Origin of the sequence: Glycomyces rhizosphaerae (assembly GCF_042647865.1) — a bacterium.
GTDB classification, from domain to species: Bacteria; Actinomycetota; Actinomycetes; order Mycobacteriales; family Micromonosporaceae; genus Glycomyces; species Glycomyces rhizosphaerae.
The window spans coordinates 666,139-692,401 of sequence record NZ_JBHRWO010000004.1; the positions used below are offsets into that span (position 1 = coordinate 666,139).

At 69.7% G+C, this 26,263-nt stretch carries 25 protein-coding genes; 11 read left to right on the forward strand and 14 right to left on the reverse strand.

Features of this window, described 5'->3' with window-relative positions; all coding sequences use genetic code 11:
- Nucleotides 1–33: 33 nt before the first annotated feature.
- On the reverse strand, nucleotides 34–588 hold the full coding sequence (locus ACFO8M_RS04000) for a TetR/AcrR family transcriptional regulator (RefSeq protein ID WP_387970798.1): 555 nt from the start codon (nucleotides 586–588) through the stop codon (nucleotides 34–36).
- 62 nt (nucleotides 589–650) lie between these two features.
- Here ACFO8M_RS04000 and ACFO8M_RS04005 point away from each other — a divergent pair, with 62 nt between their 5' ends.
- Entirely contained in the window at nucleotides 651–1,619 is a 969-nt protein-coding gene (locus ACFO8M_RS04005) for an alpha/beta hydrolase (protein ID WP_387970801.1), read from the forward strand.
- A 66-nt stretch (nucleotides 1,620–1,685) separates the two neighbouring features.
- Here ACFO8M_RS04005 and ACFO8M_RS04010 read toward each other — a convergent pair whose 3' ends face one another.
- The 5 genes from ACFO8M_RS04010 to ACFO8M_RS04030 all read right to left on the reverse strand — a co-directional run bounded on the left by ACFO8M_RS04010 (nucleotide 1,686) and on the right by ACFO8M_RS04030 (nucleotide 7,371).
- Nucleotides 1,686–2,996 carry an extracellular catalytic domain type 1 short-chain-length polyhydroxyalkanoate depolymerase gene (locus tag ACFO8M_RS04010; RefSeq protein WP_387970804.1) on the reverse strand — a complete coding sequence of 437 codons (1,311 nt, stop codon included), beginning with the start codon at nucleotides 2,994–2,996 and terminating at the stop codon, nucleotides 1,686–1,688.
- Between the two features lie 163 nt (nucleotides 2,997–3,159).
- Complete coding sequence (locus tag ACFO8M_RS04015; RefSeq protein ID WP_387970807.1) at nucleotides 3,160–3,795, reverse strand: LysE family translocator; 636 nt, start codon at nucleotides 3,793–3,795, stop codon at nucleotides 3,160–3,162.
- A gap of 120 nt (nucleotides 3,796–3,915) precedes the next feature.
- On the reverse strand, nucleotides 3,916–4,458 hold the full coding sequence (locus tag ACFO8M_RS04020; RefSeq protein WP_387970809.1) for a hypothetical protein: 543 nt from the start codon (nucleotides 4,456–4,458) through the stop codon (nucleotides 3,916–3,918).
- A gap of 69 nt (nucleotides 4,459–4,527) precedes the next feature.
- Complete coding sequence (locus ACFO8M_RS04025; protein WP_387970812.1) at nucleotides 4,528–5,355, reverse strand: SAM-dependent methyltransferase; 828 nt, start codon at nucleotides 5,353–5,355, stop codon at nucleotides 4,528–4,530.
- A 282-nt stretch (nucleotides 5,356–5,637) separates the two neighbouring features.
- Nucleotides 5,638–7,371 (reverse strand): cellulase family glycosylhydrolase, encoded by a 1,734-nt coding sequence (locus ACFO8M_RS04030; RefSeq protein WP_387970815.1) that lies wholly within the window; start codon nucleotides 7,369–7,371, stop codon nucleotides 5,638–5,640.
- 390 nt (nucleotides 7,372–7,761) lie between these two features.
- Here ACFO8M_RS04030 and ACFO8M_RS04035 point away from each other — a divergent pair, with 390 nt between their 5' ends.
- A complete protein-coding gene (locus ACFO8M_RS04035; RefSeq protein WP_387971200.1) occupies nucleotides 7,762–8,220 on the forward strand; it encodes a MarR family winged helix-turn-helix transcriptional regulator in 459 nt (152 codons plus the stop codon).
- A 105-nt stretch (nucleotides 8,221–8,325) separates the two neighbouring features.
- Here the strand turns inward: ACFO8M_RS04035 and ACFO8M_RS04040 are convergent, their stop codons facing one another.
- On the reverse strand, nucleotides 8,326–9,429 hold the full coding sequence (locus tag ACFO8M_RS04040) for an FAD-dependent oxidoreductase (protein ID WP_387970819.1): 1,104 nt from the start codon (nucleotides 9,427–9,429) through the stop codon (nucleotides 8,326–8,328).
- A gap of 161 nt (nucleotides 9,430–9,590) precedes the next feature.
- Here ACFO8M_RS04040 and ACFO8M_RS04045 point away from each other — a divergent pair, with 161 nt between their 5' ends.
- Genes ACFO8M_RS04045 through ACFO8M_RS04055 form a run of 3 tightly spaced genes read left to right on the forward strand, consistent with a single transcriptional unit; the run spans nucleotide 9,591 to nucleotide 11,969 of the window.
- Nucleotides 9,591–10,769: a MalY/PatB family protein gene (locus tag ACFO8M_RS04045; RefSeq protein WP_387970822.1), complete on the forward strand. Its 1,179-nt coding sequence runs from the start codon at nucleotides 9,591–9,593 to the stop codon at nucleotides 10,767–10,769.
- 37 nt (nucleotides 10,770–10,806) lie between these two features.
- Entirely contained in the window at nucleotides 10,807–11,259 is a 453-nt protein-coding gene (locus tag ACFO8M_RS04050; protein ID WP_387970825.1) for a MarR family winged helix-turn-helix transcriptional regulator, read from the forward strand.
- A complete protein-coding gene (locus ACFO8M_RS04055) occupies nucleotides 11,256–11,969 on the forward strand; it encodes a VOC family protein (protein ID WP_387970827.1) in 714 nt (237 codons plus the stop codon). Before ACFO8M_RS04050 ends, ACFO8M_RS04055 begins: the two co-directional genes overlap by 4 nt.
- On the opposite strand, the gene ACFO8M_RS04060 is transcribed toward ACFO8M_RS04055, so the two are convergent.
- Nucleotides 11,966–13,213: an MFS transporter gene (locus ACFO8M_RS04060; RefSeq protein ID WP_387970829.1), complete on the reverse strand. Its 1,248-nt coding sequence runs from the start codon at nucleotides 13,211–13,213 to the stop codon at nucleotides 11,966–11,968. The genes ACFO8M_RS04055 and ACFO8M_RS04060 overlap by 4 nt on opposite strands.
- Nucleotides 13,214–13,302: 89 nt before the next feature.
- On the opposite strand from ACFO8M_RS04060, the gene ACFO8M_RS04065 reads away from it, so the two are divergent.
- Together ACFO8M_RS04065 and ACFO8M_RS04070 are read left to right on the forward strand one after the other, a co-directional pair.
- Nucleotides 13,303–13,812: an Lrp/AsnC family transcriptional regulator gene (locus ACFO8M_RS04065; RefSeq protein ID WP_387970831.1), complete on the forward strand. Its 510-nt coding sequence runs from the start codon at nucleotides 13,303–13,305 to the stop codon at nucleotides 13,810–13,812.
- 64 nt (nucleotides 13,813–13,876) lie between these two features.
- Nucleotides 13,877–14,743, forward strand: a complete 867-nt coding sequence (locus tag ACFO8M_RS04070) for a GNAT family N-acetyltransferase (protein WP_387970834.1) — start codon at nucleotides 13,877–13,879, stop codon at nucleotides 14,741–14,743.
- A gap of 45 nt (nucleotides 14,744–14,788) precedes the next feature.
- Here ACFO8M_RS04070 and ACFO8M_RS04075 read toward each other — a convergent pair whose 3' ends face one another.
- From ACFO8M_RS04075 to ACFO8M_RS04090, 4 genes are all read right to left on the reverse strand, one after another.
- Nucleotides 14,789–15,337, reverse strand: a complete 549-nt coding sequence (locus tag ACFO8M_RS04075; protein ID WP_387970837.1) for a GNAT family N-acetyltransferase — start codon at nucleotides 15,335–15,337, stop codon at nucleotides 14,789–14,791.
- 10 nt (nucleotides 15,338–15,347) lie between these two features.
- On the reverse strand, nucleotides 15,348–16,844 hold the full coding sequence (locus ACFO8M_RS04080) for an APC family permease (RefSeq protein ID WP_387970840.1): 1,497 nt from the start codon (nucleotides 16,842–16,844) through the stop codon (nucleotides 15,348–15,350).
- 36 nt (nucleotides 16,845–16,880) lie between these two features.
- The gene (locus ACFO8M_RS04085) at nucleotides 16,881–17,552 is read right to left on the reverse strand and encodes a GPP34 family phosphoprotein (RefSeq protein ID WP_387970843.1); all 672 of its coding nucleotides are present in this window, start codon (nucleotides 17,550–17,552) and stop codon (nucleotides 16,881–16,883) included.
- Nucleotides 17,553–17,762: 210 nt separating this feature from the next.
- Complete coding sequence (locus tag ACFO8M_RS04090) at nucleotides 17,763–20,150, reverse strand: xyloglucanase (protein ID WP_387970846.1); 2,388 nt, start codon at nucleotides 20,148–20,150, stop codon at nucleotides 17,763–17,765.
- 227 nt (nucleotides 20,151–20,377) lie between these two features.
- Here ACFO8M_RS04090 and ACFO8M_RS04095 point away from each other — a divergent pair, with 227 nt between their 5' ends.
- Nucleotides 20,378–22,273: a glycoside hydrolase family 3 protein gene (locus ACFO8M_RS04095; RefSeq protein ID WP_387970849.1), complete on the forward strand. Its 1,896-nt coding sequence runs from the start codon at nucleotides 20,378–20,380 to the stop codon at nucleotides 22,271–22,273.
- On the opposite strand, the gene ACFO8M_RS04100 is transcribed toward ACFO8M_RS04095, so the two are convergent.
- The gene (locus ACFO8M_RS04100; protein WP_387970852.1) at nucleotides 22,270–22,848 is read right to left on the reverse strand and encodes a DinB family protein; all 579 of its coding nucleotides are present in this window, start codon (nucleotides 22,846–22,848) and stop codon (nucleotides 22,270–22,272) included. The genes ACFO8M_RS04095 and ACFO8M_RS04100 overlap by 4 nt on opposite strands.
- A 150-nt stretch (nucleotides 22,849–22,998) precedes the next feature.
- Here ACFO8M_RS04100 and ACFO8M_RS04105 point away from each other — a divergent pair, with 150 nt between their 5' ends.
- On the forward strand, nucleotides 22,999–24,144 hold the full coding sequence (locus ACFO8M_RS04105) for an erythromycin esterase family protein (protein WP_387970855.1): 1,146 nt from the start codon (nucleotides 22,999–23,001) through the stop codon (nucleotides 24,142–24,144).
- A gap of 57 nt (nucleotides 24,145–24,201) precedes the next feature.
- Entirely contained in the window at nucleotides 24,202–24,942 is a 741-nt protein-coding gene (locus ACFO8M_RS04110; protein WP_387970858.1) for a YqjF family protein, read from the forward strand.
- 7 nt (nucleotides 24,943–24,949) lie between these two features.
- On the opposite strand, the gene ACFO8M_RS04115 is transcribed toward ACFO8M_RS04110, so the two are convergent.
- On the reverse strand, nucleotides 24,950–25,366 hold the full coding sequence (locus ACFO8M_RS04115) for a YkvA family protein (RefSeq protein ID WP_387970860.1): 417 nt from the start codon (nucleotides 25,364–25,366) through the stop codon (nucleotides 24,950–24,952).
- Nucleotides 25,367–25,441: 75 nt separating this feature from the next.
- Here ACFO8M_RS04115 and ACFO8M_RS04120 point away from each other — a divergent pair, with 75 nt between their 5' ends.
- The gene (locus tag ACFO8M_RS04120; RefSeq protein WP_387970862.1) at nucleotides 25,442–26,218 is read left to right on the forward strand and encodes an alpha/beta fold hydrolase; all 777 of its coding nucleotides are present in this window, start codon (nucleotides 25,442–25,444) and stop codon (nucleotides 26,216–26,218) included.
- The last annotated feature ends 45 nt before the right edge of the window (nucleotides 26,219–26,263 follow it).

Consider the following 26,263-nt stretch of genomic DNA (forward strand, 5'->3'; position numbering starts at 1 on the left):
TTTCGCGTCTGCGGCCAGGGCGTCCCGCTTCGGTCAGCGGAAGACGCCGAGGACCATCGCGATGAGCGCCTCGACGTCGTCCTCGGCCATCGGCTCGCCGCTGATGCCCATCCGGTGGAGCAGGGTGCCGATGATGACGTCGATGACGAACCGGACGCGCTGCTCGGACTCGCCGAGCGCGTCCTGCAGGATCCGCAGGTAGGGAGCCTGCAGCTGCGTGGACAGGATCTCGCGCAGGTCGGGATCGCTGACGGCGTCGGTGAACACGCCCGCGAACGCCGCGCCGACCCCGGGTTCGCTGATCTTCGCCGCGCCCCAGCGGATCGCGGTGGTCAGGAGCTCGTCCCGGTCCTCGCTCACGACCGGCGCCGGGCCGAACACGTCCACGAGGCAGGCCGTGATCAGCGCGCCCTTGGACGGCCAGCGCCGGTACAGCGTCGTCTTCGCGACGCCGGCCGCGACCGCGATCCGGTCCATCGTCGCGCCCGCGTACCCGAACTCGTGCACCGAGCGCAAGGTCGCGGCGAACACGTCGGCGTTGAGGTCCGAGCGCGGCCGCCCGGCCCCCGGTGAAGTGGATGCCTGCACGGGATCAGGCTATCCTGTCGATTACGCTACTTCAAGTAGCGTAATTGAACCGGGAGGACACCATGACCAGCAAGGCCCCGATCGGCGCCCGCCTCATCCTCAAGGACCGACCCGACTGGGAGTCCGTCACCGAAGACCAGGTCATCGCCGGACGCGCGAAGCTCGTCCGCCTCCTCCGCTCACCGGCCATGCGCATCGTCGCCGGCGTTCCCGACCACCGCGCGCGCATCGAAGAGCACGCCCTCGAACTGCCGGGCCGCCGCCTCACCCTGCGCGTGCACCGCCCCAAAGGCCGCCATGACCGGCTCCCGCTCGTCCTCTCCTTCCACGGCGGCGGCTTCATCACCGGCACCGCCGCCCAGAACGACTGGCTCAACAGCCGCCTCGCGGCGGCGCTCCCCGCCGCCGTCGTCGCCGTCGAATACCGCCTCGCCCCCGAGCACGTGCTGCCCGCGGCCGTCGAGGACGCCCGTGACACGCTCGAACGGCTCGCCGACGACCCCTTCGACTGGGACATCGACCCCGCCAGGATCGCCGTCGTCGGCGAGAGCGCCGGAGGCACCCTCGCCGCGCTGCTCGCGCTGCGCTCCCGCGAGACCGGCCCGGCCATCAGCGCCCAAGTCCTCGTCTACGCGGCCCTGGACTGGACCGCCACCATGACCGACCACCGCTCGGTCGAGCGCAACATCGGCCAGCCCGGGCTCTCGGCCGGCGAACTGCGACTCGCCCGCCGAATCAGTCTCCCGCCGGACTTCGACCCGGACCTCGTGTCCCCCTTGAAGGTCGCCGACCTCAGCGGCCTGCCGCCCGCGCTGGCCGTCGCGGGGGAGCTCGATCCCGCTTACGACCACGGCCGCAAGTACGTCGAACGGCTCCGAGCCGCCGGGAACGACGCCCGCTTCACCCTGTACCCGAACGCGGTCCACAAATTCATCAGCGTTCCCGGGCTCGTCCCGGCCGCCCGGCCCGCTCGGCGCGAGATCCTCGACTTCCTGCGCGGCCGACTGGCGGCGAACGCGCAGGCCCGATGAGCGAACGCCGCCGGGGCCGCAGGCGCTGTCGCGTCTGCGGCCCCGGTTCTTCGGTGGGGTAACGGGTTAAGCAGGTGTGCACGTCACCGCGGGCGTCGCCGCCGCCCCGGTGCCGATGAAGCCCCAGGAGGACGTCCGGGTCTGGCCCGCGGCGACCGAGCCGTTCCAGCCCACATCCTCGGCCGTTACCGAAGAGCCGCTGCTGGTCACGCCCGCGTTCCACGAGCTGGAGATCGTCTGGCCGCTCGGCCAGGTCCACTTCAGGGTCCAACCGGTGATCGCGGCGGCGCCCGCCGTCACGTCCACATTGGCCTGCCAGCCGGAGTTCCAGGTGCTGACCACCTTGATGACCGCCGAGCAGGCATTCGCCGGGCCGCCGGTCGGGGTGGTCGTCGGGTCGGTCGGCCCGGTGGTCGGCGAGGTCGGGTCCACATCGGTGTCGATGCCGAAGAACTCGAGGGCCTTGGCCGCCATGCCGTTCGCCATCAGGTTGTGGCCGACGCCCTGGAGGCTGATCGCCTCGACCTGCGCCTGCGCCCCGGTGCCGCCGTAGCGGGTCCGGTTCCAGTTCGTCTGCGGCGTGTCCGAGAAGTCGGGGGTCTGGTCGGTGCCGTTGACGTTCGTCCACTGGTCGATCTGCTCTTGGAAGTTCTGGTAGAACAGCACGTCGTCGTTGGTGCCGTGCCAGGTCTGCATCCGCGGCCACGGCCCGCTGTAGCCGGGGTTCGCGGTCCGGACCTCGTCGCCCCACTGCTGCGGCGTGCGGTTGATCTGGCCCTGCGAGCACTGGCTGTTCCACTCCGAGCCGTTGTCGGTCCTGAAGCAGGTGTAGGGCACCCCGGAGAACGCCGCGCCGGCCTCGAAGACCTCGGGGTAGACGCCGAGCATCACGTTGGTCATCATCGCGCCCGAGGAGATCCCGGTGGAGAAGATCCGACCGGTGTCCACGTTGTACTCGTTGATCGTCCAGTCCATCATCGACTTGATCCCGACCGAGTCGGAACCGGTGCCGCTCAAGGAGGCGGCCGAGGCCACGTCCCAGCACTTGCTCGATCGCGTCACCGACGGGTAGACCACGACGAACCCGTACTGGTCGGCGAGCCGGGCCCATTCGGTGCCGGTGTAGAACGCGTTGGCGTCACCGCCGCACCAGTGGATGCCGAGAACCATGGCGGGCTCGGGGTCCACGTTGTCGGGCACGTACAGGTACATCTCGATATTGCTGGGGTTGTCGCCGAAGTTCGTGATCTGGGTGAGCGAGGCGGCGCTGGCCGGCTTGGGGATCATGACCGCGATCAGCGCGGCCGCGGCGACGAACACCGCTGCCACTGCGGTGATCAGGCCTCTGCGCATGCGGGGGAGGGTGGAGGCTGACATGGGGTCCTCTCTAGACGCTGCCGGGGCGTCGTGACGGCCTGGGGGAGCGGGCCGCGCGAGCCGGAAGACGGTTGGGGATCGCGGTCAGGGTGCCCACACTATATATCCATCATCTTCGATATGCAAGCGCTCCCAAGGCGACCCCGACCCCCAGCGAATGCCGTCAGGCCCTTTCCCCGGCCGCCGCCGCGATGCCGAGGCCGATGAGGGCCGTGCCCCCGGTGCGGCTGAGGATCAGCTTCGAACGGGGGCGGCGCAGGACGTCGCGGGCGGCCGAGGCCACCAGGCCCCACACCGAGTCGCAGACCGCCGCGAGCACCGCGAACGTCGCCCCCAGCAGCAGCATCTGCACTGTGGCCGAACCGGATTCGGTGTCCACGAACTGGGGGAGGATCGCCAGGAAGAACAGGATCGTCTTCGGATTGAGCACCCCCACGACGAAGCCCTCCGCCATCGTCGCCAGCGCCCGCTTCGGCGTCCCGGCCTCGTCCTCGGGCGCCGCCATCAGACCCTTGCGATCACGGAGCGCCTTGACGCCCAAGAACACCAGGTACGCCGCGCCCGCGTACTTCACGATCGCGAAGGCCAGCGCCGACTCCTGGATCAATGCGCCCAGACCGACCGCTGCGAGCACGGCGGCGGCGAAGGCGCCGATCGCGTTGCCCCAGGCGGTGAGCACGGCCTGCTTGCGGCCGTAGGCGAGTGCGCGGCTGACGGTGAACATGACCGACGGCCCGGGGATGAGGATCAGGATGAGCGAGGCGACGACGAACGCCAGGAACTGCGCGATGCTGGGCATGGCCCGATCAAAGCACCCGGCCGCCCCGGCGGCAACCCTATTACAGTGCGGAACCCCGGAAGCGGGCGCCGAAGACAACGAGGGGCCGGCGACCGCCGACCCCTCACTGCGTCATGACCTTCAACCGCGGACGAACTCGATGTCGTGGAAGCGGCGTGCGACCGCGTCGTAATGCAGCCGTGCGCCTTCCATGTACCCGAACAGCGCGCCCCACTCGTCGTGGTCGGCCTCCGGGAACAGCGTCACGAGCCCGCATTCGATGTGGCCACCGTGACCGATCACCAGGGCCGCGTCTCCGGGCCCGAGCGGCGCCATCAGGTCCCCCCACTGCCGCGCGAGCGCGTGCGAGTAGTCGGAGGCGATGCTGCCGCGCCGGTTCACCAGTCGCGCGAGCCGTGTGAACGGCGCCCCCACGTCGTAGCTCGCCGCTTGCGACTCCTGCAGGAACCCGTTGACGTTCGGTAGCGTCGGGAGTTCCAACGTCACCGCGAAACCCATCGCGATCGCGGTCTCCCGCGCTCTAGGCGCGACACTGGTCGCCACGGTTTCGAAGGGCCCCATGAGCGTTCCCGACCAACGGGCGAGCTCGACCCCTTCCTGAGAGAGGTGGACGGCCTCGTCTCCGTTGCGCTTGCTGTGCCGACGGATTTCGAGCATGGGCATAGGCGGTCTCTTCTCTTCTCGAACACGCTGCGCAGTACTAATGTACGGCTCGGCCGCCGCCGCCTTTCGTCAGGGCTTGACGGCGATTCCCGCCATCTGCGTCCGCTCGTACGGTTCGAAGTCCGCGAAATCGGGCACCTTGCGGCCGGGCTCCCCGGGGTACCAGCGCGAGACGAACTCCAGGCCCGGCGCGACCATCGGCAGGCCCTGAAAATGCCGCTGCAGCCGGTCGATCGGGCGGATCCAGCCGTTGCCGAGCGTCTCCAGACACGCCTGCGACAGCCCGCGCTGGGCCGGGTCGCCCGTGTCGGGCCAAGCGGTGAGGAACAGGTGCGAGCCCGACGCGAGCGGTTCCATGAGCGCGGCGATGATCTCGTCCGGCTCCTCGTCCTCGGAGATCTGCATGATCATCCCGACGATCAGGAGGGCGATCGGGCGGTCGAAGTCCAGGTGCGCCCGGACTTCGGGATTGGCGAGGATCCCCGCGGGGTCGCGCAGATCGGCGGTGACCACAGTGGTGTTGCGGTTGTCGGCGAGCAGCGCGCGGCCGTGGGAGAGCACCATCGGGTCGTTGTCGACGTAGACCACGCGGGTGTCGGGATTGATCTCCTGCGCGACCTGATGCGTGTTCTGCTCGGTCGGCAGGCCGCAGCCGATGTCGAGGATCTGGTCGATCCCGGCGTCGCGCACCATGTACTCGACACCGCGGATGAGCGCCTTCCGGTTGAGCCAAGCGGCTTCGCGGACCTGGGGGATTCGCCGCTCGAAGACTTCGAACGCCTCGCGGTCGGCCTTGAAGTTGTTCCGGCCGCCGAGGATGGCGTCGTAGACGCGCGCGGTCGAGGGGACGGCGGGGTTGATCCCCGGTGGCGGCCTGTCGGGGGCTGCTTCGTACACGGCATTCCAATCAGCACTGAATGGGCAGGTGACAGGGAAATCGGGCGACGCGTCGGGAGGTCGCGTCGCACTCGGCGCTGGAGCGCTCAAGCGGGCCCCTCGCCGGTGGGGGACATCGGTTCAGACTAGCCCATCGGCAACGTGAACATGAGCGGCCGAACACCGGTCGTGAGGACCGTTTCGGGCCGCGTTGGCTGGGAAAATGCTCCCAATCAGCGTACGAAACGGGGCGCCCGATGCTCGGGCGCCCCGTCGTCGTTGTTGTTTACATAGGGCTTGTTCTCATGCGGCCCTTGACGTTAATGAAGCGCTGCCGGTCACGGTGGTGCCGGAACGCTCCAAGGTGTACTGAACGGTTTCGCCGCTCCAGAAATGGAAGGTGAGGTTCACGGTCGAGTTGTCGTTCACCTCGGCGAAGAACGCCTCAGGGAGGACGACCGTGCCCGCCTCGTAGTCGGGTTCGAACGCGGTGGCGAACTCCTTGTACGTGGTCCAGTTCTGCGGCCCCGCGGCGGTGCCGTCCGGGTAGGCGGCTTCCATGGTCGCCAGCTGGTCGCCGTTGAACGCCATGGGAATCGCCAGTTCGGTCGTGGTGCCGCTCGCGTCCTGCGCCACCGGGGCGGAGGAGGAGATGACGTGGAGCTTCCACGGCACGCCCGCGGAGTATCGTGCTTCGAGCACGGCCCGCTCCCCGAGTCCGCCGTCGCCGACCAGGCCCGCGAGGAGCTCGGCGCTCAGCGTGAGGTTGTCACCGTCCACGGTGTAGTCGGTGCCCGCCGCGAGTTCGGTGTCCCCGTTCCAAAGCCCGGTGAACTCCAGGCCGTTCGGGTTGAGCGCGATGGTCTGCGCGGCCGGGGTCTCGCCCGCCGGAACGTACACGAGGTCCGAGGCGGCGGTGCCGGAGCGGCCTTCCCAGGCGCTCTCGACGTGCGCGAACAGGTCGGGGTCCTTCCAGGTGTAGGCAGTGCGGTCGAAGTGCTGCCCGTTGTCCCACCACATGGTCGTGACGCCGGTCTGCTTCGCGTAGTGGCCGAGGTACTCGAAGAACTTCAGCTTCTCGCCCTGCTCGACCACGCCGACGTGCTTGTCGAAGCCGAGGAGGCCCCACTCGCCGAGGATGACCGGGACGCCCTGGTCGATGAAGGTGGCCTTGACGCGGTCGAAGGTCGCCTCGAGGTCGGCCTGCACCTCTGCATTGAAGGTCGTGTATCCGGCGACGTTGACGCTGAAAGGCCAGAAGCCGTAGTAGTGCACCGTGGCGGCGATCATCGGGTCGTTCAGGGACGCGATGCTCTCGGCGGCCGCGTCGAGGCGGGCCTGGTCGCTGCTGGTGTGGAGGGTCGGGATGACCAGGAGCCGGTCGGCGTTGTCGCCGCCCGAGCCGCGCACGATCTCGTGGAAGGAGACGTTGAGTTCGTGCAGGAGGTCATCGCCCGTGGCTTCGTCCACATCGGCGAACTGCGGTTCGTTAATGTTCTCGAACACCAGCTCCGGCGGGGCGTCGGCGAAGGTCTCGGCGATCTGCGTCCACGCCGAGTCGTAGCGGTCGAGGACCGCGTCGTGCTGCGTCGGCATCGTGTTCACCCACTGCCACGAGTCGTGGTGGATGTTGATGAGCACGTAGAAGCCGTCTTCGAGCGCGAGGTCCACGACCTCCTTGACGCGGGCCAGGTACGCCTCGTCGATCGTGTAGGGCGCCGCCGCGTCCTGGTGCGCGGACCAGGTGACGGGGATGCGGATCGAGTTGAAGCCTTGGGCCCGAATCTGGTCGAGGAACTCCGCGGTGATGCGCGGGTTGCCCCAGGCGGTCTCGTCCTCGCCGACGGCGTCGAGCGAGTTGCCGAGGTTCCAGCCCGGCTGCATGGCCGCGACGGTCTCCTCCGCGCTGAGCTGCGCGGTGCCTCCTTCTGACGGGGCTTCGGTTTCGGCGAAGGCGGTCCGCACGGTGAACGCGGCGGCGACTGCCGCCAGCACCGCCACCAGGGCCGCTATGAGCCTGATCGGTTTGCGTCGCAAGGGTGATCACTCTTTCTGGGCGCCGCGGGAGGGCATGCCGGGTCGGCCTCCCTTTGCATGGCGCATCGATAGGAATTTGCCGGGAAGATCCCGTATTGCGGGGTCGAAACGCAACGTGAATCATGCCAGGCGTATTTGCACATGTCAACATTTTGATTGTCCGAGGCAACAAAAAAACTCCCTGTCACGGCAGGTATGACAGAGCGTTTTGCAGCACGGGTTCTGTACCGGGGGCCGGTCGGGGCCGCCGTGGCCGCGGCGGTGGTCCGCGCTCCCGAAGGCCCTCCCGGCGTCGTGGCCGGATGGGCCGGGATTCGTGTCAGATGACACGGGGCGACGCCTGTATACAGGCAGTATGCTTGGTGGATGGAGGATTACGCGGGCGAGCCGATGAGCATGGGCACCGCCCTGGTGCGCACCGCGTTCCTGGTCGACGCGGTCTACTCCGATTCGGTGCGCGAATTCGACCTCACGGTGCAGCAGGCTCAGCTGCTGTGCGTCCTCATCGCCAGGCCGTACGGCATGTTCGAGCTCGCGAAGACCTTGGGCCTCGCCAAGTCGAGTATCTCCGGGCTGGTCGACCGCTCCGAGAAGCGGGGCCTGGTGCGCCGCGAGTCCGACCCCGGCGACGGCCGTGCGTTCCTGGTGGCGCTCACCGACAGGGGCGCCCAGCTCGCCGAGCAGTTCCACGACGAGACCACCAAGCGCGTGGCCGAGCTCCCGCTCAGCTTGAGCGCCGCCGACCAGCAGATCCTGGTGGGCCTGCTCACGCGGGTCGTCGCTGACAACCAGGTCCCCGAGGTCTTCACCGACACGGGCTGCCCGTCCCGAGGCTGCGCCGAGAACTGAAGGCGCGCAGCGGTGTTGCGAAAGCACAGCGAAGCCCCCGCCACGGACTCGTGGCGGGGGCCTTCCCGGTCCTATGACGATCGGGCGGACCGGGGAGCTTCTGCCCTACTGGGCCGGGGCGAGCTTGAACGCCGAGTCGAAGTAGCCGACCATGAGGTCGCGTCCCTTCCATTCGATGACCGATTCGAGCGGCAGCTGCACCGGGCCGTTCTCGGACGGCATCTGGCCGACGCCGAGTTCGGGGCCGAGTGGCACGATGACCCGGAACGGTGTGGGCTGGTACTCCTGCTCGGGAGCTTCGCCGTTGATCTGCGCGATGATGTTGGCGGCCACCACGGCCGCGTGCTGCCCGGCCGAGCTGGCGCGCTTCTCCTCCTGCACGTCCGTGAGGTCGCCGATGGCGTACACGTGCCCGTGACCCTCCACATTGAGCTTCGGAGTGACCGGGACCTGCCCGCGCCGGTTGAGCGTCGTGAGGCCGTCCCCGAGGAAGCCCGAGTTGGTGCTCACGCCGAAGGCGCGGAACCAGATGTCGGCCTCGAAGACCTCGCCGCCCGCGGTGGCCGTGACGGCCCCGGCGCGGCCGGGCTCGACCTCGGGCTCGTCGTCGAGCGTGACGCCCAGGCGCACTTCGATACCGAGCTTCTCCAGCTGCGAGTGGAGCTCCACCCGCAGCTCCTCCTCGTAGCCGGGCATCAGCTGCTCGCTCGAGTCCACAATGGTGATCTGCTTCTCGGGCCACACGGCCTTGATCTCGCCGGCCAGCTCCAGTCCCACCGGCCCGGCCCCGGCGATGAGCACGCGCTCGGCCCCGGCCAGTTCGGCGTGCGTCTCCTTGAAGTGCGCGACGGCGTCGGCGGTGGAGTCGGCGCGGGTCTTGGCCGGGTACGGGTAGCCCGAGCCGGTCGCCAGCACGATGTAGTCGGCCTCGACGCGCTCCCCCGAAGCCAGGGTCACACCCTTGGCATCCACAGCGGACGCGTACTCGCGGATCTGCTTGCCGCGCTTGATGAATCCGTCGTACGGGTAGAAGATCCGCTCGGCCCACTCCTCGGGCTGCGTCAGTGCCCGCAGCGATCCGGCGGCGTGGACGAAGGCGTCCTTGGGTTCGATGAGGACCACGTCGGCGTGCTCGTCCAGCGCCTTGGCGACGGCGGCTCCGCCGTATCCGCCGCCGACGACCGCCACGGTCTTCGCTTGCTGCGTCATGTCGTTCCCTCTCCGGAAAACTAGTTCGTACCACGAACCATAGTAGTTCGTGTTGCGAACTACAAGGGTTGCGCGGCATCCTTCGCCGTGACCACCCCCACTCGTCGAAACCGCCTCTGGCGCTAGGTGACACAGCGGAGAAACTTCGCTACCGTCTTGTTATGAGCGTCGTCACAAATGCCTCGAATGACCTGCCCGGCAACCCGCTTCGGCAACTCCACCTCGATCAGCTCCGCCAGCGCACCAGCGTCAAATGGCGGACCCACCCCGACGACGTCCTGCCCCTGTGGGTCGCCGAGATGGACGTCCCCCTGGCCGAACCGATCGCCAAGGCCGTCACCGACGCCCTGGCCGCCGGCGACACCGGCTACCTCGGGAGGACCGGCTACGCCGAAGCCTTCGCCGAGTTCGCGACCGAGCGCTGGGGCTGGAACCTCGACCCCGTGCGGATCAGGCCCGTGCCCGACGTGATGCTCGGCGTGGTCGAGATGCTCAACCAGATCACCGCGCCCGGCGACGCGGTCGTCGTCAACAGCCCCGTCTACACGCCCTTCTACGAGTTCTGCAACTTCAACGGCCGCAAGGTGATCGAGGCACCCCTCGGGCCGGACCACCGGATCGACTTCGCGGCCCTCGCCGAGGCCTTCGAACTCGCCCTCGGCCGCGGCCGACGCGCCGCCTACCTGCTCTGCAGTCCCCACAACCCCACCGGAACCGTCCACAGTGCCGCCGAACTCGCCCGGGTCGCGCGCGTCGCCGCCGACTACGGCGTTCGCGTGGTCGCCGACGAAGCCCACGCCCCGATCGTTGCCCCCGGCACCGCGTTCACGCCTTACCTGACCGTGCCCGGCGGGGAGAACGGCCTCGCGGTGACCTCTGCCGCGAAGGCCTGGAACCTGCCGGGCCTGCGCGCCGCCCTCGCGATCGCCGGGCCCGCCTCGGCGGTGGAGCTCGCCCGGATGCCCGAGCAGATGAGCGGCAGCACCAGCCATATCGGCGCCGTCGCCCAGACCGTCGCCTTCCGGGAGGGCGGCGCCTGGCTCGACGCGCTCCTCGCCGGGCTCGCGGACAACCGCCGCCTGCTCGCGTCCGCGCTCGCCGAGCACCTGCCGCAGGCGGTGTACCGGCCGGCGCCTGCCACGTACCTCGCGTGGCTGGACTGCCGCGGCCTCGGCCTGGGCGACGATCCCTCCGCGGTCTTCCTGGAACGCGGCCGGGTCGCCCTGAACGCGGGGCACGCCTTCGGCACCGGGGGTGCGGGCCATGTGCGCCTCAACTACGCGACCTCGCCGGAGATCCTGACCGAAGCGGTCGAGCGGATGGCCGCCGCTCTCGAGTGATTTGACAGGTACCTGTCAATGACGTAGCCTCGGGGACGTGGAACAGCTCAGTCCCCGGGGCCTCGCCGTGTCCGAACTCGTCATCGAGGTCTTCCGGGCCAACGGCGCCCTCCTCGCCGCCGGCGACGCCCTCGCCCGTCCGGCCGGGCTCACCAGCGCCCGCTGGCAGGTCCTCGGCGTCATCGACCACGCCCCGGCCACGGTCGCCGATGTCGCCCGCACGATGGGCCTGCGCCGCCAGAGCGTCCAGCAGACCGCCGACGCGCTCGTCGCCGACGGCCTTGCCACCTTTGCGGACAATCCCCGCCACCGCCGCGCGAGACTCCTCGACCCCACCGCAGCCGGACGCCGCGCCCTGACCGAAACCGAACGCGCCCACGCCCTCTGGGTCGACGCGCTCGCGGGCTCGCTCGACCCGTCCCAGATCGAGGCCGCCACCGCGGCCCTGCGCGCGCTCTCCACCGCACTCCGACCGGAAGGAAGCCGATGAGCGGCGAGTTCACGATCCCCCTGCTGCCGTGCAGGTCCATCGACGAGACCAGCGAGTTCTACCGGATGCTCGGCTTCCGGAGGACCCACCGCCAGACCCGCCCCAACCCGTACATCGTCATGGCCCGCGACGACTGGGAGGTCCACTTCTTCGGCGTCGACGTGCTCGACCCCGAGACCAGCTACGGCACCTGCCTGGTCTTCGTCCCCGACACCGGCGCGCTCTGGGACGAGTTCGCGGCGGGGATGCGCGAAGTGCACGGCAAGGTCCTCGTCTCCGGCATTCCGCGGGTGACCCGGCCGCGCAAGCGCGCCAACACCGGCAACCGCGCCGGGTTCTCCCTGACCGACCCGAGCGGCAACATCATCCGGATCTTCCCGACGCAGGAAGACATCGCTGAACCTGAAGCGCCGCAAAGCAAACTCGGCAGGACCCTTGTGAAGGCCATCGTCCTCGGCGAGGCCAAAGGCGACACCGCGCAGGCGATCAAGGTCCTCGACTCGACTCTCGCGCGGAGCGGCGACGAGGCCCCGAAGAACGAACTCCTCGACGCCCTCGTCTACCGCACCGAACTCGCCTTGAGAGAAGCCGACAACGCGAAGGCCGCCGCACTCCTCAAGCAGATCAATGAGACCAATTTGTCCGAAGAGGAGCAAGAGGCCGCCGCATCTGCGCTCGCCACCGCCAGAGACCTCGAACAGCAGCTCTAGGGAACGCCGTTCGTCAACGGCCGCCGTTCGCGGCGCCGCGGGCGGCCCGACGCTGCGACCAGCGAGGGGATCAGCGCCGCCGCGACGGCCCCGGCGAAGGCGAGCGCGACATAGCCTCCCTGTGCCACCAGCGGACCGCACGCCAGACCGCCCGCCGCGGCGGCCACTCCCATGCCCACCTCACCCCAGCCCTCGCGCTTGAGGCGCACCGCTCTCGGCACCGACGCGGTCAGCATCGCGCTGCCCGACACCAGTCCCAGGTTCCAGCCGGCACCCAAGGCCGCCATGGCGATCGCGAGCGTCAACGACGATGACGCCCCTGCCGCAGCCAGCGCGCACGCTCCGGCCATCGCCCAGCCCGCCAATGCCGCAGTCGGGGCCGCACCGATGCGCTGGACGAGCCAGGCGCTCAACGGTGCGGGCGCGAACATGCCGGCGATGTGGACGCTGATGACCACGCCGATCATCGTCAAGCCCGTGCCGTTGTGCCCCAAGTGCACCGGTGCCATCGTCATGACCGCCACCATGACCAGGTTGGTGACCGCCAGTACGGCCAGCCCCGGTGCCGCCGACGCGATCCGGTCCGGCTCGGTCGCCGCGGCCGCTGCCCGCGTCGCAGGCCTGGTGTCGCGCAGTCCTGCGATCAGCATGACCGCATACAGCGCGAAGGCCAACGTGCCGAGGGCGAACGGACCGGCCAACGCGGGGATGCCCAGTCCCACCGCGGCCAGGCTCGCGGGGGCGAGCAGGTTCGGTCCGGCGATCGCCCCGATGGTGGTCGCGGTCAGGATCGACGCCATCGCCTTGGGTCGCATCGCCTCCGGGGCCAGTTCGGCGGCGGCGTACCGGCCGAGCATCACGGATGCCGTGCCCGCGCCGAGCAGCACGCATCCGGCGAGGATGAGCACGAGCGAGGACGTCAGCGCGCCCGCCGTGACGATGAGCGAACCCGCCATCGCCACCCCCGCTCCGGCCGCGAGTGTGCGACGGCGGCCGAAGGGCACGGCCAATCGCGACAAGATCGCTGCGGCCGCAGCCGATCCCGCCACCAACGCCGTCTGCGGCAGACCCGCCGTCGACTCGGACCCGGACACCTCGAACGCGAGCAGCGACCCGGCCGCGCCGGTCAGCGCCTGGCCGAAACCGCCCACGATGCCGGCCGCCCGAAGGACCCCCATCGTCGGGTCGCGGACGAACTCGAGGCCGGACGCTGCGGCCGCCACGACGGTATCGTTGTCTCCCATGTCCTGAGACTAGAAAGTCGGACCCCCGGCCAGAAGGGGCGATGTAGCGGTCTGCGGCCCAGCTGCATTGCGAAGGAAAGGAATCTGCGATGAATGCTTTGCGATCGCCAGAACTGGACGAAACCGACTGGAAGATCCTCGCCGAACTGCAGTCCGACGCCCGTCTGTCCTTCAACGAGTTGAGCCGCCGCATCCACCTCTCGGCGCCCGCCGTCGCCGAACGGGTGCGGCGGCTCGAGGAGTCCGGCGTCATCGCGGGTTACGGGGCGCGCGTCGACCCGGCCAAAGCGGGTCAGCCGCTGCTGGCGTTCATCCAGCTGCGCTGCTCGCTCAGCCGGTGCCTGCTGAAGACCACCGGCGCCGACGACTTCCCCGAGATCGCCGAGGTGCACAAGCTCAGCGGCGAGCACTGCTCGATGCTCAAGGTCCGCGCCGCGTCCCTGGGCCACCTCGAAGGGCTCATCGAACGGCTCGGCGAGCACGGCGAGTTGCGCACCCACATCGTACTGTCCACACAGTACGATGACCGGCCTCTCGCGCCGACGACACCGGACCGGGAGGTCAGCGACTCGGCAGGCTGGGCCCGCCCCGGCCGTTGACCAGGCTCCTCAACAGCGGAGAAACGTCGTTGAAGACCGTTCCGGGGTGGTGTTCACTCGGGGCATGACGATCGTGTCGGGCACCCCCGGTATCGACGGCCTCAGCGAAGCCGCCGGTGCGCTCAGGGAATGGCAGTCGGACAAGGCGCCGATGCAACTGCACCCAGGGGACTTGGGCTGGTTCCAGCGGTTCGGCGCCGAAACGACGGCGGCGGCCGTCCGGACCTGGAGCCGGGACGGGCGGATCCTCGCCGTCGGGCTCCTCGACGGCCCCGATCTGCTGCGGATGACGACCGCGCCGGAAGCCATGCGGGACGAGGAACTGGCTCGGCAACTGGCCGACGACATCATCGACCCCGACCGCGGCGTCCTGCCCGCAGGCAAGGTGAACGTCGAAGCGCCCAAGGACGCACTCGTCCAGCACGTCCTGGCCGAATCCGGCTGGGGCACCGACGAACCGTGGACGCCGCTGCGCCGCGACCTCACTGTGCCGGTAGAGGACCCCGGCGTCCGGATCGAGGCCGTCGGGCCGGAGCAGGTGAGTGAACGCACCGCCGTCCATCGCTCGGCGTTCGACGGCTCGACGTTCACCGACGAGCGCTGGCACGCGATGGCGGCCGGAGCGCTGTACGCCGATGCGCGGTGCCTGCTCGCCTACGACGACCAGGGCAATGCCGTTGCGGCGGTGACGGTCTGGTCGGCCGGGCCGGGGCGGCCCGGGCTGATCGAGCCGATGGGCGCACACCGCGACCACCGCGGTCACGGCTACGGCAAGGCGATCTGCGTCGCCGCGGCCGCCGCGCTGCGGGAGATGGGTTCGTCGAGCGTCGTCGTCTGCACCCCGAGCTCCAACGTCGGCGGTGTCGCCGCCTATCGTTCGGCCGGCTTCGAGCCGCTCCCCGAAGTCCGGGACCGGCACAGGGACGCCTGACCGAAAGAGCCGCACCGATGCCGGTGCGGCCCTTCTTCTCGAAACTCAGATCCCGGTTCGTGCGGGGCGCCACATCGGGTAGAGCGGCGGGCCGCCCTCGCCGATGCGGAACGGTTCGCCGTGCGGCCGGTAGCCGAGGGTCGCATACAGGCGGGCCGTCTGCGGCGAGACCGCCTCCAGATACGCGGAGGTGCCCGTCTCGTCGAGCCATGCGTGGTGGCTCCGGAGCATCGCCGAAGCGATGCCGCGGCCGCGCGCGTCCTCCCTGACGCCCACCAGGGCCACGTAGTTGTGCGGTTCGGCGGGGTGGTGCTCGTCCATGGCCTGATCGAGTGCCGCGAACGCCTCGTAGTGCCTCCCGCAGGCCTTGCGCAGGCGTGCTTCGTAATCGGGGATCGGCGGTTCCTCTTCGGTGCGGTCGAACCAGACGAGAGCCCCTTCGCTTCCGGAGGTGGCGACACCCCCGTGAGCGGTAGCGTGCTCCACGAATATTTCGAATTGACCTTGCACGGCCGCGAGGCGTTCGACGGGGTCCTCGACGAGCCAGATCGCGGTCGGCACCTCCTGGAAGGCTTCAGCCAGGAGCACACCCACGTGATCGGTCCTAGCGTCCACCGGCCACCTCGGCCAATTCGGTTTCGGCGGACTGCACGAGCGGGGCCTTCGCGCCGTGGCCGATGCCCGCGTACACCTCCGGGCGTCGCCATTTCAGGTACGCCCCCCAGCCCGCGCCCAGCAGTGCGAGGCCCGCGAACAGGATCGGCACCAGGATCGGAAGGAGCGAGCCCTTCTCGACGCCCAGCAGCGTGTGGAAGTGGAGGACCGACAGCCACAGCACCCACACCAGTGCGACCACCGAGAGCAGTGGCGCGACGCGCGCGGCCCAGACCGTTTCGCCGCGGCGGTTGCGCGCGAAGTACACCACGACCGCGATCGCGCAAGTGGCGATCAGCGCGAGCAGGCCGATGCCCGCCGAAGTGCTCATGTAGAAGAACAGGTGCACGAGCGGGTCGAGGCCCAGGACCGCCCAGGCGACGATGACCAGGCCGCTGATGACGGTCTGCGTGATCGAGGCCGCCACGGGGGAGCAGGTGCGCAGTGAGGTGCGGCCCAGCCATTGGGGCGCGACGCGCTCGCGGCCGAGCGCGAACAGGTAGCGCGCGGTCGTGTTGTGGAAGCTCAGGGCCGCGGCGGTGACCGAGGTCAGCAGCAGCACCTCGCCGATGGTCGCCCACGGGGCGCCGAGCTGGTCACCGGCGAGGGTGAACATGAGCGAGGAGTCCGCGGTCGCGGCCTCCACGATGTCGTTCTCGCCGACGGCGGCGATGATCGACCACGATGAGGCGATGTAGATGAACGCGAGGATGGCGACGGTGGCGACGGTGGCCCGCGCGACCGTGCGGCGCCGGTCCTTCGCCTCCTCGCCGTAGACGGTGGGCGACTCGAACCCGATGAAGCCGGTGACCGCCAGCGCCAGCATGGCTCCGGCCGCCTCGCCGCCGAGCGCGGACGGCGACAGTGCCCCGAGCGGGACGCCGTCGGCGGCGTTCAGGAAGTTCGAGGCGCTGAATAGCAGGATCACGGCGATCTCGACGGCCAGGAGCACGGCCAGGACCTTCGCGTTGATGTCGACCGCGCGCGTCCCCAGAAGTCCGATGAGGAGCCACGCGGCGAGTGCGCAGCCCCACCACGGCACGTCGACCCCCATGCGGGCCATGACGTTCTGCGCTGTGAGGCCGAGTAGGCCGAAGAGGCTGACCTGCATGGCGCAGTAGGCGGTCGCCGCGACCCAGGCGGCGCCCACCCCGGGGACGCGGCCGATGCCTCGGGCGATGAACGCGTAGAACGCGCCCGCGTTCGTGATGTGACGGGACATCGTCGTGTAGCCGATGCTGAACAGCCACAGGCACGCGGCGACGATGACATAGCCCAGGGGGATGCCGATCTGGCCGGCGATGGCGAACATGACCACGACGCCGCCGGCGATCACCGTGAGCGGCGTTGCGGCGGTGAGGGAGAAGTGCAGGAGGCTGAACGTGCCGAGCTTGTCGCGGGCCAGGACGGCCCGGACCGCACTGGGCGGTGCTGAAGGGGTGGACATGGGGGATGACTCCTCTTCGGATGGCGGGATGGGAACTCAGAGGCCGCCGGTGATGGCGATGTCGGCCACCGCGGCGGCGAGGTGCGCGAGGATCGCCCGCAGCGGCGTGGGCAGGGCCTTCCGCTGCTTGTCGGCGTACGTGCGGGCGCCGGAGGGCACCTGGGAGTAGAGCGGTTTGGCGAGACCGACCGCTTCGGACAGGGTCAGCAGGAAGGCGTCCTCGGTCGAGATCCGGGAATCTGATGTGGACAAATGGCGCCGCAGTCGCGAGAAGGTGGCGTTCGCGATGAGCGCGTCGGTCGGCTCGTAGACGACCTCGACGCGATGGCGCCAGCGGGTGCGGTACTCGTTGCGGACCATGAGACCGACCATGGTCATGTGCTCGGCGGTCTTGGTGTACACGTCGGTCGCGGCGAGGAACTCGAGCCAGTCGCGCACGGTGAGGCTGTCGCGCTCGGCGCGGACGTGCTCGACCAGCCACAACGTCAGCGAGTCCCCCGGCGGCCGGAAGCGCTCGTCGAAGCACACCCGATCGACTCCCTTTGCCGCCCAAATGATGACGTGCTCCGAGAGCACCAGCTCGGCCAGGAGCGCCGCGCCGATTCCGAGCCCGGTCACGCGAGGAACGGTGGCGGGCTTGTAGACGTCGTCGAGGGAGGTGATCAGGAGGGTGTCATAGACCAGGCGAGCGGAGGGCGCGTCGGACACCAGGGGTAGTCCTTCCTATACAGGGTGATTCACGCGATTACATTACCGTTGCCTATCGCCTGTTCGTTACGGGCATAACCGACAGTTCATTCCAACCCATCGCCGTGCGGCACAACCACTTCCCCCACAACGAACATGCGCCGGCCGCGGGACCGAACGGTGGCCCCGCGACCGGCGCGGTCGCTCCCCTGAGCGCTCTACAATGGGTGTTTAGTCGGTGATGTCGCCGTAGATCAAGCCTCGGCCGTTCGTCGCGATGTACACGCGGCCGTACACCTCCGGGTCGCCCGAGATCGCCTTCCCGGTCCAAGCCCATTGGTGGGCGTCGTCATTGATCCGCGCCCAGCTCTGGCCCTCGTCCGTCGACCGCCAGATCCCGCGCTGCCCACCGGCTTTCGCCGAGGTGTAGATCGCCGGGTAGCCGCGGCGGCGGCCCTTGCCGAAGCCCACCGCGTCCGCCGCCTCGAAATCGCGGATGCGCCTCCAGGACCTGCCGCCGTCGGTGCTGCGCCACATCCCGTACACCGGATCGACCTCGGCGGGCGTGTTGCCGCCGACCAGCCACAGGTGGCCGCGCTTGCCCGGGACGGCGCGGAAGTCCACATCGCCCTCCGCCGGCAGGCCCGACGCGCCCGTCTCGGCGAAGCTCAACCCGCCGTTCGTGCTCGCGAAGAACACACCGGAAGCGAAGGCGTACAAGCGGTTCGGGTCGACCCGGTCGGCGCGCACCTTCGCGCCCGCGGGCAGCCCGTCCACCGGTGTCCACGTCTGGCCGAGATCGGTGCTGAACACCGGCGCGGTCGTCCCGTCGCCGGGCGTCCACACGATCACCGCGCCATCGGCGCTCACCGCGACCGTGCCGCCGTTCGCCCCGCCCGCAACGCCTTCGAGGCGCTTCGTCGTCAGCCAGGTCGCGCCGCGGTCAGTGGAGACGCCCACATGCCCGTCGACGTCGCCGTGCACGTCCCCGGTCCCGACCACGACGTCCGGGTTCAACGCCGCGAAATCCACGCCCCGGCCCGAAGACCAGTCGGGCCTGCGGATCTGGACCCCGGCCCGGCCGAGATCGGTCTGCACGAACCCGCCGAGGTCGCCCGTCGCCGACACCAAAGTGCCGCCGAGCGCCGCGATGTCCTGCACCGCAGTCTCTTCCACGCCATCGGCCCGCACCGCCACCGCGAACGGCTCGATCGGCAGCGCCACCTGATGCCCGGCCGCGTCGTCCCAGCCCAGGAGCGCGCCCTGCGCGTCCCAGGCCGTCAACTGCTCCGTGCCCCAGATCGTGGCGCCCGTGCCCCACATGACCCGGTCCGAGTTGTGCGGGTCGATCGACAGCGCGTCGATCATCCACCCGTGCTTGACCGCGTACGCGGGCCCGTCGTCACTGCCCCCGAACGAGAGCCACTCGCTCCCGGAAGCGTCCATGGTGAACCGGTCGGTCCGCTCGGGCGGCCACGACCAGTTCGCGTCCCACGCGTAGTCCCAGCTCGTCTCCCACGTCGCACCCGAATCCCGGGAGCGGTAGATGATCTCGTCGGGGTACCAGTTGTTCTGCGTCGCGGTCATGAGGGTGCCGGGGCGCTGGCGGTCGACGGTGATGCCGCCGAAGCCGGGGGTCTTGCCGACCGGGCTGTAGGTGGGCGTCACGTCCTTCCAATCGCCGGTGGCGAGGTCGAGGCGCCAGACCGCGCCGCCCTTGCCGCTGGCCGGGGCGCCGTTGTAGGGGCCGGGATCCCAGCTCGTGACGATGAAGAGGTGGCCGTTCGCGTGGTCGATCGCGGCCTGCTTCGGGATGGCCCGGTTGCCGTCCACCGCGCCGATTGCGGCGGCGCCGGGCACGGGCTGCCAGGTCTGGCCGCGGTCTTCGGAGACGTAGAGCGGGTCGGCGGGGTCGGCGACGCCGACGAAGATCCGGCCGCCGGTCTGGTCGAACTCGACCCAGATGACGCCCTGGTTGTCGTCGGAGTAGTCGCTGCCGGGGTCCTGCACGAAGTTCCCGGCGTTGGGGAACGCCTCGACCTTCGCCCAGGTGCGGCCGTGGTCGACGGAGCGCCAGAGGCCGTTGCCGTTCGGGGTGCCGAGATAGACCACGGCGTTGTCGGTCGGGTCGACGGCGAGGCGTTCGCCCATCCCGCGGCCGGGCATGTTGCCGCCCTGCTTGAACGGGAGCTCGGCCGCGCCCCAGGTCGCGCCGCGGTCGTCGGAGTAGAGGACCGCGCCGTTGGTGGGGTCCCAGTCGTTCGTGTAGGTCCCGACGGCGGCGTAGACGCGGTCGGTCTCGACCGGGTCGGTGGCGACCGAGACGACGCCGGTCCAGCCCCATTCGTCCCAGCCCACCCAGTCGAGCAGCGGCAGCCAGGTCTGGGTCGGCTCCTGCCAGCGGTAGAGGCCGCCGATGTCGGTGCGGGCGTAGATGAGGTCGGCCTCGGTCTCGTTGAAGACGATGCCGGGGACGTACCCGCCGCCGTTGACCACGGCGTTGCGCCAGGTGTAGGCGTCCTCGCAGCTGGCTGAGGTCTTGGCGGAGGCGTGGGCGGGAACGGCAGCGGCGGCCACCGCGGCGGCGCCGAGCGAAGCGGTGAATGTGCGTCGTCGCACGTGTGCTCCTAGGGGAAGGGGTCGTGAGAGGTATCGGGACGACCGTCGAAGGGTTAGTTTGGAGACCCAACATAACAGGGGATGATCGCGCAGGCAACTGCCCGAGCGGCCGTTACTCGCCTTCCAGCCGCCTCTGGCTGTGCCTCTGGACATGGGAGCGCTCTTCCACTACAGTCGAACCAGGTTGGGGCCGTAGTCGATCGCTCACCCCTCAAGGAGTCCGCTCCATGGGCGCACCCATGCCCGCACTCTTCCGCCGCCCGGTGGTCCTTTGGACCGCCCTGGCCGCCGCGCTCGCCGCCGCCGTGATCACCGTGCTCATCGTCGTCCCCGGCGACGAGGGCGACTCGTCCTATCTCGACTCTGAGGCCCCAATCGCCGAGCGCGTCGAAGACCTCCTGGGCCGCATGACGATCGAGGAGAAGATCGGCCAGATGACGCAGGTCGCCGTGCCAGCGATCGAAGGCGTTCCGTCCGATATTCGCAACCTCGGCATCGGCTCGCTGCTCAACGGCGGATCGGACGCCCTGCACGACACGCCCGAGGCCTGGGCCGAGATGATCGACGGCTTCCAGCGCGAAGCCACCGATTCCCGCCTGGGCATCCCGCTCGTCTACGGCATCGACGCCGTCCACGGCAACGGCGCCCTCCCCGGGGCCGTGATCTTCCCGCACAACATCGGCCTCGGCGCCGCTCACGACCCGGGCCTCGCCGCGCAGGCCGCCGCGATCACCGCCGCCGAGACGCGCGCGACGGGCGTCCACTGGACCTTCGCGCCGTGTGTGTGCGTCGCCCGCGACAGCCGCTGGGGCCGCACGTACGAGTCCTTCGGCGAGGACCCGGGCCTGGCCGTCGACTACGCCGGGCCCGTCGTCGAGGGCTACCAGGGCGAGGACTTGGCAGCGAACACCAGCGTCCTGGCGACCGCGAAGCACTACGCCGGGGACGGCGGCACCGCCTACGGCACCTCGACCACCGAGCACTACCTCCTCGACCAGGGCGTCACCACCCTCACCGAAGAAGCACTCCGCGCGATCCACCTGGCGCCCTTCAAAGCCGCGGTGGACGCGGGCGTCGGTTCGGTGATGGCCTCTTTCTCCTCCACCGATCTCGGCGACGGCCCGGTGAAGGCCCACGCCGACTCCTACCTCATCAACGACGTCCTCAAGGGAGAGCTCGGTTTCGACGGCTTCGTCGTCTCCGACTGGCAGGGCGTGGACCAGATCGACGGCGACTACGCCAAAGCGGTGCGCACCGCGATCAACGCCGGGATCGACATGGTCATGGTGCCCTTCGAATACCGCCGGTTCATCGACACGCTCCTGGCCGAAGTGGACTCCGGGGGCGTGAGCGAGGAACGCATCGACGACGCCGTCTCCCGCATCCTCACGCAGAAGTTCGCCCTCGGCCTGTTCGAAGCGCCCTTCGTCGACACCACGGGCGCGGCCGACATCGGCTCGGACGAGCACCGCGCAGTCGCCCGCCATGCCGCGGCCGCCTCGCAGACCCTGCTGCGCAACGACGACGACCTCCTCCCGCTCGCCGGCGACGAGGCGATCTACCTCGCCGGTTCCGGCGCCGACTCCCTCGGCCGCCAGATGGGCGGCTGGACCGCCTCCTGGCAGGGCACCGTCGATGCCGTCACCGAGGGCACGAGCATCCTCGCGGGTATCGAGGAAGTCGCCCCGAATGCCGCGATCACCTACAGCGAGAAAGCGACCGAACCGATCGGAGGCGCCGATGTCGGGATCGTCGTCGTCGCCGAAGACCCCTACGCGGAAGGCATCGGCGACGCGGGAGCGGGGGAGCACGACATGCGACTGTCCGAAGCGGACGCAGCCGCGGTCGACACCGTCTGCGCCGCCGTCGCATGCGTGGTCATCGTCGTCTCCGGCCGCCCGATCGAGCTCACCTCGCACCTCGCCGAGGTCGACGCCCTCGTCGCCGCCTGGCTTCCGGGCAGCGAAGGCGCCGGCGTCGCCGACCCGCTCTTCGGCGGCACCCCTTACGGCGGCCGACTCCCGGTCACCTGGACCCGCTCGAACGACCAGGAGCCGATGAACGCCGGCGACCCGATCTACGATCCGCTGTTCCCACTCGGCTTCGGCCTGCAGACAGGCTAGCGCCCGACCTCGGCGCCGAGTCCCTTCGCGCGGTAAAGGTCCCGCAGGAGGCAGATCTCCGCGCCGTGGGCCATGAGCTCGCGGTTGAGGTGCAGCACGAGCCTCGCCATCGGGGCTTCCGCGAACCAGGAGCCCTTGGGGCCCAACGGTTCCTGGATCTCCTCGGCGTCAAGACCGCTCACGTTCTCGCGCCAGTGCGCATAGGTCTGCTCGAGCATGGCGATCGCGTCGGCCGCAGTGGCGGGCGGCGGGTCGGGCCAGAGGCGCAGGTCCCACATCTGGGCCTCCTCCAGCCCTTCATGGGGGCCGAAGAAGGCGCGGGCGCGAACCCCGAAAATGTCACGTCCTATGTGGAACATGCGCCAGGCGATCGTGGTCACCGGCGGTGGCTCGGGAGCGGGATCGGCCCCGTCCATCCGCAACACGCCCTCGGCATCGGGTCTGAGGCTCCAGCAGCCGTCGACCGGCTCCCAGAAGTACTCGGCATCGGTCAGCCCCTCCAGCCTCGGCCGAAGGTGGGCATCCCAATAGAACTCCATCTGCCCGAGGATCTCCGCTTTCCAGTCCACCGTCATGACCCCGACCCTAAGCCAAGGGTCCGACAACCCCACGGCTCATCCGAGACGCCGACCGGGCACTCACCTCCGATTGAAGCTTTATCACAGCCCACAGAGCCAGAACCGCGTGCAAGTGTCAACCGATCTTTCAACGATACGTTTGAGGCCATGACTCAAGACATCCGCACCTTCGTCAACGACTCGCACGACCTCGTGGCACTCGGCGAGCCCGACCACCGGGAGCCGGCCTTCGCCGAGATCCGCAACGAACTGTTCCCCCGACTGGTCGAGCGCGGGTTCCGCTCGATCGCGCTCGAATCCGACCGGGTGGCCGCGTTCGCCGTCGACGACTTCGTCCGCGACGGCGAAGGCAGTCTCGACTCGGCGATGAGCGACGGCTTCTCGCACGGCTTCGGCGCCTTCCCCGCCAACCGGGAACTCGTCGCCTGGATGCGCGAGTACAACGCCGACCGACCCCCGGCCGAACGGATCTCGTTCCACGGCATCGACGCCCCGTTCGAGTTCACCGCCGAAAGCCCCCGCCGCTACCTCACCGAAACCCGCGACTACCTCGGCCTCGGCCTCGATCTCGCAAGCCTCGCCGGCGACGACGAACGCTGGAGCCGCATGGAAGCCGTCACCGATCCGGCCCAGTCGCCCGGCGACACCCCCGAAGCCCTGCGGCTGCGGGCGATCGCCGACGACATGCTCACCGAGCTCTACGCCCGCGCACCCGAACTCATCGCCGCCACCTCACGCGCCCAATGGGACCGGGCCCGCATCCACGCCACCACCGGACTCGGCCTCCTGCGCTACCACCGGCAGGCCGCGCAGCCCGGCCAAGACAGCGAACGATGGAGCCGCCTCAGCGCCGTCCGCGACTCCATCATGGCCCAGAACCTCCTCGACATCCGCGACCACGAAGCCGACCGCGGCCCGACCCTCGTCTACGGCCACAACATCCACCTCCAGCGCAACCCGAGCCGCATGACCATGGGACACATGGCCCTCACCTGGTCCGGCACCGGAGCCATCCTCGCGTCCCTGCTCGGCGACCGGTACGCGTTCATCGCCGGCAGCCTCGGCCGCAGCGACGGCATCGGCCTCCAGGCACCCGACCCCGGAACCCACGAAGGCCGACTGCAGGAACGGTTCGACACCTGGGGCCTGATCGCGGCCGACACCCTCGACCCGGCCGTCGAACGCACCGACACGACGTCCCAGCAAGGGCCCTTCCCCCTCGAACAGGCGCTCCTGGACGGCGCCGACGCGGTCCTCCACGTCAGCGTCGGCCGAGCGGTCGCCGACAACTGACCGGTCAGGGAGGTGGCGCGCCGACGAACACCGCCGCGGCACTGCGATGCTGGACCGGTGCCCACCAACGCGCCGCCTCCCGAGCCCATCACCCCCGACCCGCCGGCGCTGATCACCCGCCCGCTGCTCACGCAGTCCTGGCTCGACCTGGCGTTCCTCCACTGGACGGTCGCACCCGAGGACGTCGCGCCCCTCCTACCCGCCGGCACCGTGCCCGACACCCTCAACGGCGTCACCTATGTAGGCCTCGTCCCCTTCCGCATGCACCGCGTCGGATGGTTCCGCCTCCCCGGCATCCCCTACCTCGGCACCTTCCCCGAGACCAACGTCCGCCTCTACTCAGTGGACGAACAAGGCCGCCGCGGCGTGGTCTTCCGATCCCTCGACGCCGCCCGCCTCCTACCGGTGCTCGCCGCGCGCAACGGCTTCCGACTGCCCTACGCGTGGTCGCAAATGGACATCCGTGCCGACGGAGCGATCCGCACCTACACCGGCACCCGACGCTGGCCCGGACCCCGAGTCGCACACAGCCGCATCACCGTACGCATCGGCGAACCCCTCACGGCCCCAACTGAACTCGAGCACTTCCTCACCGCCCGCTGGGGACTGCACCACACCGTCTCCGGGCGACTCCGGTACCTCCCCAACGCCCACCCGCGCTGGCCGCTGCACCGGGCCGAACTCATCGAATGCGAGGAGAACTTGATCGCTGCGGCAGGGTTGCCGAACGTCTCGGGTGATCCGGTCAGCGTGCTGTACTCGCCGGGCGTCGCTGTCCGCTTCGGCCGCCCGGGATAGCGCGTCGTCAGCGGTCGCGGACGCCCACGGCGCGAAGGACGGCGGCGAGGCCCTCGTCGGTGCCGGGCCAATGGCGCTCCAGCACGTCCGGTCCCGCCCCGCGCACCACCGAGCGCAGCACGACGGCGGTGATCACGGCGTCGTCGGCGTAGCCGATCACGGGAATGAAGTCGGGGACGAGATCGATCGGCGAGGCGAGATAGGCCAGCAGCAGCCACAGGCGCACCCGCACGCCCAACGGGACCTGCCGGTCGGTCGCCAAACGCCCCAGCAGGCGCAGCAGATCGGGCAGGAGCCGCAGGACCTCCTGCAGCGCAGCACGGTCGAAGCGGCGGCCGGTCGTCATCATGACCGCGATCAGGATCAGCCAGACCACGAGGATGCTCACCGCGCAGCCGACGACCACACTCCAGAACCAGTTCATCGCCGCCAAACCTACAGGCACACGACGCCGCTGCGAGGCCCTCGGCGCCGGCCGGTATGTGGCATCTTGGTGGACATGAAGGATTTGTTCTGGCGCGACACCGGATCCGGCCGCCCGCTCGTCTTCGTTCACGGCGGCTTCCTCGACCACCGCATGTGGGACGACCAGATCCCGGTCTTCGCACGCGATCACCGCGTCATCGCGCATGACGCCCGCGGCCACGGCCGTTCCGCCAACGCGAGCGGCCCCTTCCGCCACGGCGACGACCTCGCCGCGATCCTGCGTCACCTCGACACCGGGCCTGCGGTCCTAGTAGGACTGTCCATGGGCGGCGGCATCGCGATCGACGTCGCCATGGACCATCCCGAACTCGTCGAGGCCGTCATCGTCAGCGGCGCCGGCACCTTCGAATCCCACTTCGCCGACCCCTGGACGATCAAGGTACTCGAGGACTTCGGCACCGCGATCGCCTCGGGCGCAGCCGAAACCGCGATCGAGATCTTCATGCGGTTCACCTCCGGGCCGAGCCGCACGCTCGAAGACGTCGACCCCGAAGTCGTGCGGCGACTCTACGAGATGCTCAGAGGCTCCTTCGCCAAGCACACCGCCGGCGAACCGAAATGGATGCTCCCGTCACCCGACACCTGGGCCCGCGCGGCGCAGATCGGCGTCCCCGTCCACGCCATCAACGGCGCCGTCGACTCGCCCGACCACCTCGAGATGGCCGAACGCCTCGTCAACATCGTGGGCACCGGCACGACGACCACGATCGACGGCACCGCCCACTACCCCAACATGGAACGCCCGCAAGAGTTCAACGCCGCCCTGCAGGACATGCTGCGTACCCTCTGAACCCCCGGGCCGAGCACGATTTCGGGTCCCTGGAGGCCGAGCGGC

Excerpts from the sequence above, each read along its gene's own strand:
- ACFO8M_RS04005 (WP_387970801.1), top strand. The coding sequence starts at position 651 with ATGACCAGCAAGGCCCCGATCGGCGCCCGCCTCATCCTCAAGGACCGA.
- ACFO8M_RS04010 (WP_387970804.1), bottom strand. The coding sequence starts at position 2,996 with ATGTCAGCCTCCACCCTCCCCCGCATGCGCAGAGGCCTGATCACCGCA.
- ACFO8M_RS04015 (WP_387970807.1), bottom strand. The coding sequence starts at position 3,795 with ATGCCCAGCATCGCGCAGTTCCTGGCGTTCGTCGTCGCCTCGCTCATC.
- ACFO8M_RS04020 (WP_387970809.1), bottom strand. The coding sequence starts at position 4,458 with ATGCCCATGCTCGAAATCCGTCGGCACAGCAAGCGCAACGGAGACGAG.
- ACFO8M_RS04035 (WP_387971200.1), top strand. The coding sequence starts at position 7,762 with ATGAGCATGGGCACCGCCCTGGTGCGCACCGCGTTCCTGGTCGACGCG.
- ACFO8M_RS04040 (WP_387970819.1), bottom strand. The coding sequence starts at position 9,429 with ATGACGCAGCAAGCGAAGACCGTGGCGGTCGTCGGCGGCGGATACGGC.
- ACFO8M_RS04045 (WP_387970822.1), top strand. The coding sequence starts at position 9,591 with ATGAGCGTCGTCACAAATGCCTCGAATGACCTGCCCGGCAACCCGCTT.
- ACFO8M_RS04055 (WP_387970827.1), top strand. The coding sequence starts at position 11,256 with ATGAGCGGCGAGTTCACGATCCCCCTGCTGCCGTGCAGGTCCATCGAC.
- ACFO8M_RS04060 (WP_387970829.1), bottom strand. The coding sequence starts at position 13,213 with ATGGGAGACAACGATACCGTCGTGGCGGCCGCAGCGTCCGGCCTCGAG.
- ACFO8M_RS04065 (WP_387970831.1), top strand. The coding sequence starts at position 13,303 with ATGAATGCTTTGCGATCGCCAGAACTGGACGAAACCGACTGGAAGATC.
- ACFO8M_RS04070 (WP_387970834.1), top strand. The coding sequence starts at position 13,877 with ATGACGATCGTGTCGGGCACCCCCGGTATCGACGGCCTCAGCGAAGCC.
- ACFO8M_RS04080 (WP_387970840.1), bottom strand. The coding sequence starts at position 16,844 with ATGTCCACCCCTTCAGCACCGCCCAGTGCGGTCCGGGCCGTCCTGGCC.
- ACFO8M_RS04095 (WP_387970849.1), top strand. The coding sequence starts at position 20,378 with ATGGGCGCACCCATGCCCGCACTCTTCCGCCGCCCGGTGGTCCTTTGG.
- ACFO8M_RS04100 (WP_387970852.1), bottom strand. The coding sequence starts at position 22,848 with ATGACGGTGGACTGGAAAGCGGAGATCCTCGGGCAGATGGAGTTCTAT.
- ACFO8M_RS04105 (WP_387970855.1), top strand. The coding sequence starts at position 22,999 with ATGACTCAAGACATCCGCACCTTCGTCAACGACTCGCACGACCTCGTG.
- ACFO8M_RS04115 (WP_387970860.1), bottom strand. The coding sequence starts at position 25,366 with ATGAACTGGTTCTGGAGTGTGGTCGTCGGCTGCGCGGTGAGCATCCTC.
- ACFO8M_RS04120 (WP_387970862.1), top strand. The coding sequence starts at position 25,442 with ATGAAGGATTTGTTCTGGCGCGACACCGGATCCGGCCGCCCGCTCGTC.